This is a genomic window from uncultured Allobosea sp. (genome assembly GCF_945956895.1).
Taxonomy (GTDB): domain Bacteria; phylum Pseudomonadota; class Alphaproteobacteria; order Rhizobiales; family Beijerinckiaceae; genus Allobosea.
This window is the reverse complement of sequence record NZ_CAMFJF010000116.1, coordinates 1-6,443: the sequence shown is the minus strand read 5'-3', so window position 1 is coordinate 6,443 and position 6,443 is coordinate 1. Positions and strand designations below refer to the sequence as shown.

The 6,443-nt window shown below is 64.9% G+C and carries 7 protein-coding genes; all 7 read left to right on the top strand.

What is annotated here, in order from left to right; genetic code table 11:
* Positions 1–405 (top strand): heavy-metal-associated domain-containing protein (locus tag Q0Q02_RS22780; RefSeq protein WP_293812983.1); only part of this gene is annotated, 405 nt, incomplete at its 5' end.
* A 77-nt stretch (positions 406–482) separates the two neighbouring features.
* Positions 483–2,858: a heavy metal translocating P-type ATPase gene (locus Q0Q02_RS22775; RefSeq protein WP_293812981.1), complete on the top strand. Its 2,376-nt coding sequence runs from the start codon at positions 483–485 to the stop codon at positions 2,856–2,858.
* Between the two features lie 126 nt (positions 2,859–2,984).
* A complete protein-coding gene (locus Q0Q02_RS22770) occupies positions 2,985–3,500 on the top strand; it encodes a cytochrome b/b6 domain-containing protein (protein ID WP_293812980.1) in 516 nt (171 codons plus the stop codon).
* 90 nt (positions 3,501–3,590) lie between these two features.
* Positions 3,591–3,941: a hypothetical protein gene (locus tag Q0Q02_RS22765; RefSeq protein ID WP_293812978.1), complete on the top strand. Its 351-nt coding sequence runs from the start codon at positions 3,591–3,593 to the stop codon at positions 3,939–3,941.
* Positions 3,942–4,070: 129 nt separating this feature from the next.
* Positions 4,071–4,469, top strand: coding sequence for a FixH family protein (locus tag Q0Q02_RS22760; RefSeq protein WP_293812985.1), 399 nt, complete (start codon positions 4,071–4,073; stop codon positions 4,467–4,469).
* The gene (locus Q0Q02_RS22755) at positions 4,466–5,884 is read left to right on the top strand and encodes an efflux RND transporter periplasmic adaptor subunit (RefSeq protein WP_293812976.1); all 1,419 of its coding nucleotides are present in this window, start codon (positions 4,466–4,468) and stop codon (positions 5,882–5,884) included. The genes Q0Q02_RS22760 and Q0Q02_RS22755 overlap by 4 nt, the downstream gene beginning before the upstream one ends.
* On the top strand, positions 5,881–6,443 hold a 563-nt coding region (locus Q0Q02_RS22750), incomplete at its 3' end, for an efflux RND transporter permease subunit (protein WP_293812974.1). The genes Q0Q02_RS22755 and Q0Q02_RS22750, both read left to right, overlap by 4 nt.

Below are 6,443 nucleotides of genomic sequence, written 5' to 3'. Positions count from 1 at the left end.
CAAGAACCCGCAGCACGAGCGCACCAAGCTCTTCCTCAGCCAGATCCTGCACTGACGAGGAGCGTGCGAAAGGCGCTTGACCTTCCCATTGTGGGAAGCTGCAGGCTGCTGCGATCGTCAACGAGGGACATTGCAGTCATGTGCGCCTGCCAGCAACATTCGGACGCTGCCGCCAAAGCGCCAACCGCCGCTGAGGGCGCGATCAGCTTTCGTGTCGAGGACATGACCTGCGGCCATTGTGCCGGCACGATCAAGAAGGCGATCGAGGATCAATTGCCCGGAACCGCTGTCACCGCCGACCCGGTTTCGAAGCTCGTCAGCGTCGTCGGTGCGGCCGACTTCTCCGCCGTCAGGTCGATCGTGGCGGGCGCTGGGTACACGCCGGGCGCGGATCGCGTTGGCTGATCGCGGTGGCTGGCGCGGACCCGCCGGCCGCTCCTGCATTGGCAAGGCGAAGGGGCAGAAGGGCAAAACGGCGAGCCATGGCAAATCATCAGCGTCACGCCGGCCATCGGCAGGATGACCATGCACACCACCACGGTCATTCTCATGGTACAGGGGCGAGTGTGAAGGACCCGGTCTGCGGAATGACCATCGATCCCGCCACGGCAGAGCATCAGGCCGCCCATGCGGGGAAGACCTATTTCTTCTGCTCAGCAGGCTGCCAGAACCAGTTCGAGGCTGATCCGGCCGCCTATGTTGGGGAGAAGGTCGAGACGCCCGCCGCCAAGCCAGCGCCCGAGGGCGCGATCTACACCTGCCCGATGCATCCCCAGATCCGCCAGCCTGGCCCGGGCAATTGCCCGATCTGCGGAATGGCGCTCGAACCTGAGATCGCGACGCTCCAGGAAGGGCCCAGCGCTGAGCTCGTCGACATGACCCGCCGGTTCTGGGTGGGCCTCGCGCTCGCCCTGCCGGTGTTCATGCTAGAGATGGGCGGGCATCTTGTCGATCTGCATAGGTTGCTCAGCCAGCAGAGCTCGAACTGGCTGCAGCTGGTCCTGGCGACGCCCGTCGTGCTCTGGGCCGGCTGGCCGTTCTTCCAGCGAGCCTGGGCCTCGCTCGTCAACCGCAGCCTGAACATGTTCACGCTGATCGCGATGGGCACCGGCGTCGCCTGGGCCTACAGCGTCATCGCGACCGTCGCTCCCAACCTGTTCCCGGAAACGCTTCGTTCCGCGGAAGGCGCGGTCGCGGTCTATTTCGAGGCGGCGGCCGTGATCACCGTTCTGGTGCTGCTCGGCCAGGTCCTCGAATTGCGGGCCCGCGAGCAGACCGGCGGCGCGATCCGGGCCTTGCTCGACCTCGTACCGAAGACGGCCCGGCGGGTGCGCGACGATGGCGAGGACGAGGATATCAACCTCGACGCGGTCCATGTCGGGGACCGCCTGCGGGTCCGCCCGGGCGAGACGGTCCCGGTCGATGGCGAACTGATCGAAGGCCGCAGCTCGATCGACGAATCCATGGTCACCGGTGAATCGATGCCGGTCACCAAGGAGGTCGGCGCGACCCTGATCGGCGGCACGCTCAACACCACCGGCGGCTTCATCATGCGCGCCGGCAAGGTCGGCAGCGACACCATACTGGCCCGGATCGTCTCGATGGTGGCGGAGGCCCAGCGCTCGCGGGCACCGATCCAGCGCCTGGCGGACCAGGTCTCCGGATGGTTCGTTCCGCTGGTCATCGTCATCGCCATCGTCGCTTTCGCCGCCTGGATGGCGTTCGGGCCGGAGCCGCGCTTCGCGCATGGGCTCGTCGCCGCCGTCGCCGTGCTGATCATCGCCTGCCCCTGCGCACTCGGCCTGGCGACGCCGATGTCGATCATGGTCGGGGTTGGGCGCGGCGCGCGTCTCGGCGTGCTGATCAAGAATGCCGAGGCGCTGGAGCGCTTCGAGAAGGTCGATACCCTCGTCGTCGACAAGACCGGTACTTTGACCGAAGGCAAGCCGCGGCTGACCGGGCTGAAGCCGGTCGGCGCAATCGCGGAGAGCGAGTTGCTGCGACTCGCCGCTTCGCTGGAGCGGGCGAGCGAGCACCCGCTCGCCGCCGCGATCGTCGATGCCGCCAAGGAACGCAGCATCGCCCTGCCCGAGGCGCAGGATTTCGACAGCCCGGTCGGCAAGGGGGTGACGGGGACGGTCGAAGGCCGCGCGCTGGTGATCGGCAGCCATCGGATCATGAGCGAAGCCGGCATCGACACCGCTGCGCAGACGGCCGAGGCCGAGGCTCTGCGTGCCGAAGGCGGCACTGTAATCTTCGTCGCGATCGATGGCCGCGTCGCCGGATTGCTGACGATCGCCGATCCGGTCAAGCAGACCACACCGAAGGCGATCGAGTCCCTCAGGGCCTCCGGCATTCGGGTGGTGATGCTAACCGGCGACAATAAGACGACGGCACAGGCGGTCGCGCGCCGGCTCGGTATCGACGAGGTCGAGGCCGAGGTTCTGCCCGAGGACAAGAGCGCAGTCGTCAGCAAGTTTCGTTCGCAAGGCAGGGTGGTCGCGATGGCCGGCGACGGCGTGAACGACGCGCCTGCGCTGGCGGCGGCGGACGTTGGGATCGCGATGGGCACGGGCACGGACGTCGCGATCGAAAGTGCCGGCGTGACCCTGCTCAAGGGCGACCTGGAGGGTATCGTGCGCGCGCTGCAGCTCAGCCGGGCGACGATGAGCAATATCCGGCAGAACCTGTTCTTCGCCTTCATCTACAATGCGGCGGGCGTGCCGATCGCGGCAGGCGTGCTCTATCCGATATTCGGATTGCTGTTGTCGCCGATCATTGCGGCGGCGGCGATGGCTTTGTCCTCGGTCAGCGTGATTGCAAATGCCCTGCGGTTACGCACCGTCTCTCTGGAATAATAGCAGTCCGTGAACGGCGTGATGGAACTGCATTGATTCCGTCCAGCACCTGGCACTGGACGGTTGCCTCCCGCTGATGCCCGACCCACCCTGCGCCATTCAACCGAACGTGCCTGAATCGTGAGCTTGTTGCAAAGCGTCCTTGTTCCCAAACTCAGCCCGACCAAGTCTTTCGGTGTCTACCAACGCTGGATCCACTGGCTCGTGCCGTTGTTGTGCATTGCCCAGGTCCCGACATCCTGGGCAATCCAGCGCACCCACATGGCACATGGCTTCACGAAGCCTGTCCCGTTCGATCTGTTTTTGCACCAGGTCCATGCCTGGATGGGCTGGCTGGTCATGGGGCTGGCGCTGACCCAGATCGCGCTGCGCTATCTCTATGGCCGGCCTTCGCTTGAAGGCTTATCGCCGGTCGAACGCTGGGCTGCGTCCGGCGTTCACGTTGTTCTGTATGGTCTCTTGTTGCTTTTGCCGTTCACGGGCACGGTTGCGATGTATCTGAGCTTCCGCGCCGCGCCCGTGCATCGATGGCTCAGCTGGACGCTACTGGTGCTGGCACTGATCCACGTTGCCGGTGCGCTGTGGCACCATTTCTATCGTCGCGACGACATCCTGCGCCGTATGCTGACCAGCCAAAGGTGAGATCACGAAGCCGCGACTTTGATTGCTCCCGGTCAAACAGCCGCAGCTTCCGCTCTTTTGCGATATCTGACGGAGTGTCAGAATAGTGCTATGAAGCTTCGACTTCTCGCGAATGTGTTGGTCTTGGGGCTGTTCGTCACGGCCACGATGTTGGTTGCCCTGGTGGCGCCTGCAAAGGCCGGCTATGCCCACATGGACAGCGAGACGATGGCGGCAATGTCGCCTGAGATGCCGTGCTGCCCCAATCCGAAGGACAAGCAACCGGATTGCACGACGAACTGCCCAGCCGTGAGCTTCTGCCTGGCCAAGAGCTTTGCGAACGAAGCCACGGCGTCTGACCTGGTTGTTCAACCTGTTGTCGTAATGCTCGGGCTTGCGGGCAATGAGGCCGCACGCCTCTCACAGCCGAGCGAGCCACCCGCCCGACCTCCACGAAGCTGAGACATAGCCGGCGCTCATGCGCCGGTCGCGACCGCACGGTAAATCCGAGCGGTCGGTGCGCCGTGGCTTACGCCACGTTTGGAACTGCACGCGCAGGCGCAGCAGTCTTACCGTCTCAGGATCTCGACAATGATTTTCACCCGCACTTCGCGCGCGCTTATCGCCGCGTTTCCGCTCGCCGCCGTTGCGCTTCCAGCTCTGGCGGAGGTCAAGGATTACGAATTCCGCCTCACTCAGAGTGAATTCAAGCAGGGCAACGGTGTTGTCGTCACCGTCAGGCTGATCGACAAGCGCTCTGGCAAGCCGGTGCCGGATGCCGTCATCTTCGCCAAGCGCATGGACATGGAGCCGGAGGGCATGGCCACGATGGCCTCTCCGATCGAAGCACTCCCTGCTCCGGAAGCAGGAACCTACAGCTTCAGGACCAATTTGGTCATGGAAGGCGGTTGGCGCCTGTCGCTTGGCGCCAAGGTCCAGGGTGAAACCGGCACGCTCGAAAACAAGCTGATCCTCAAGGCCCTGCCATGAAACGCCTCGCCCTCACGGGCCTCGCTCTCGCCGCCATTCTGGCGACGGGAGGTGCAGGCTATTGGGCCGGGCATCGCGGTGTCGCGGTGCCAGGTCTACGCACTCGGTTCGGCATCGACGGTTCGCTCGCCGCAACCGAGCCCGTCGGAAGCGGCCCGGTAATCTACTATCAGGACCCGGACCGGAAGCTGGTTTATTCGGCGGGGCCGCGGCAGACTGAGGATGGCAGGTCTTTCTCCGCCGTCCGCGCGAGCCAGGACATCAGCTTCGAGGAAAAGCAGCCAGGCGAGGAGCGGACGGCCCGGGCCGATACGAGGCGCATCCTCTACTACCGCAACCCCATGGGTCTCCCGGATACGTCGCCCGTGCCGAAGAAGGACTCGATGGGGATGGACTATGTCCCCGTCTACGAAGGCGATGCGAGCGAGGACGGGATCATCAAGCTCTCGCCCGGCCGCATCCAGCGCAGCGGTGTGCGTTCCGAACCAGTCCGTCGCCAGACCATTGCCCAGACCATTCGTGTTCCGGGCGCGGTGCAGCTCGACGAGCGACGTATTTCTGTGGTGGCTATCCGCGCGGACGCCTTCGTCCAGGAGGTCGCGCCGGTTACGACCGGCGATCGCGTTGCTAAGGGCACGCGGCTCGCGCGCATATACTCGCCTGACATCAGCACGGCTGGCGCCCAGTTCATCACCGAGCTCAACGCCGCCGGGCGCGGCGTGCCGGAGGGCGGCGCAAGGCAGCGCCTCGAGAACCTCGGTGTTCCGCCCGAAATCATTGCCGAGATCGAGCGCAGCCGGAAGGTGCCCCCGACGATCAACTGGTCAGCACCGCGCGACGGCATCGTGCTGGAGCGAAGCGTCAGCGACGGCATGAAGATGGCGGCCGGAACCAGCCTGTTCCGGCTCGCCGACATTTCGACAATCTGGGTTCTGGCCGACGTGCCGGAGCGCGAGCTATCCGACATACGTATCGGCGCGCCAACGACGGTCCGACTGCGCGGGCGTCCTGAGGTCGCGTTCGAAGGGCGCGTCAGCGTGATTTATCCGCAGATCGCCGAGGCGACGCGCACTGCCAAGGTCCGCATTGAGCTCGCCAATCCCGATGGCGTCTTGCTGCCGAGTATGTACGCCGATGTCGAAATCGGCGCAGGCGATGCAAGCGCCGAGCTCGCAGTTCCCAGTAGTGCCGTCATCGACAGCGGTACACGGCGCGTTGTCATTCTGGATCGCGGCGAGGGCCGGTTCGAGCCACGTGAGGTCAAGCTCGGCCGCCGCGGCGACGGCCTGTTCGCGATCAGCGAGGGTATCTCCGAGGGCGACCGCGTCGTCGTCTCGGCCAACTTCCTGATCGATGCCGAGAGCAACCTCAAGGCTGCCCTGAGCGGCTTCGCGCAGCCGGAGGCCAAGCCATGATCGCCCGCTTGATCGCCTGGTCGGCGCGCAACCTGATCTTGGTACTTGTGGGAGCAGCCTTCGCTGTTGCTGCCGGCACCTATGCACTCAGGACTTTGCCGCTCGACGCCATCCCCGACCTCTCCGACGTCCAAGTCATCGTCTACACCGAATATCCCGGACAGGCGCCGCAGGTGATCGAGGACCAGGTCACCTATCCGCTGACGACCTCGATGCTGACTGTGCCCAAGGCGCGCGTCGTGCGGGGTTTCTCCTTCTTCGGCGTCTCCTTCGTCTACGTGATCTTCGAGGACGGCACCGATCCCTATTGGGCGCGCTCGCGCGTGCTGGAATACCTCAACACCGCGGCGCGCCGTCTGCCGTCAGGGGTGACGCCGACGCTCGGGCCGGACGCGACCGGCGTCGGCTGGGTCTATCAATACGCAGTGATGGCCAAGGATATGTCTCTGGCCGAGCTGCGCTCCTTACAGGATTGGAAGATCCGCTTTGCGGCTTCACGTGCCGAGGGCGTGGCCGAGGTCGCCAGCGTCGGCGGCTTCGTCAAGCAATACGCGATCGT

Coding starts and splice junctions, on each gene's coding strand:
- Q0Q02_RS22775 (WP_293812981.1), top strand. CDS start 483: ATGGCAAATCATCAGCGTCACGCCGGCCATCGGCAGGATGACCATGCA.
- Q0Q02_RS22765 (WP_293812978.1), top strand. CDS start 3,591: ATGAAGCTTCGACTTCTCGCGAATGTGTTGGTCTTGGGGCTGTTCGTC.
- Q0Q02_RS22760 (WP_293812985.1), top strand. CDS start 4,071: ATGATTTTCACCCGCACTTCGCGCGCGCTTATCGCCGCGTTTCCGCTC.
- Q0Q02_RS22755 (WP_293812976.1), top strand. CDS start 4,466: ATGAAACGCCTCGCCCTCACGGGCCTCGCTCTCGCCGCCATTCTGGCG.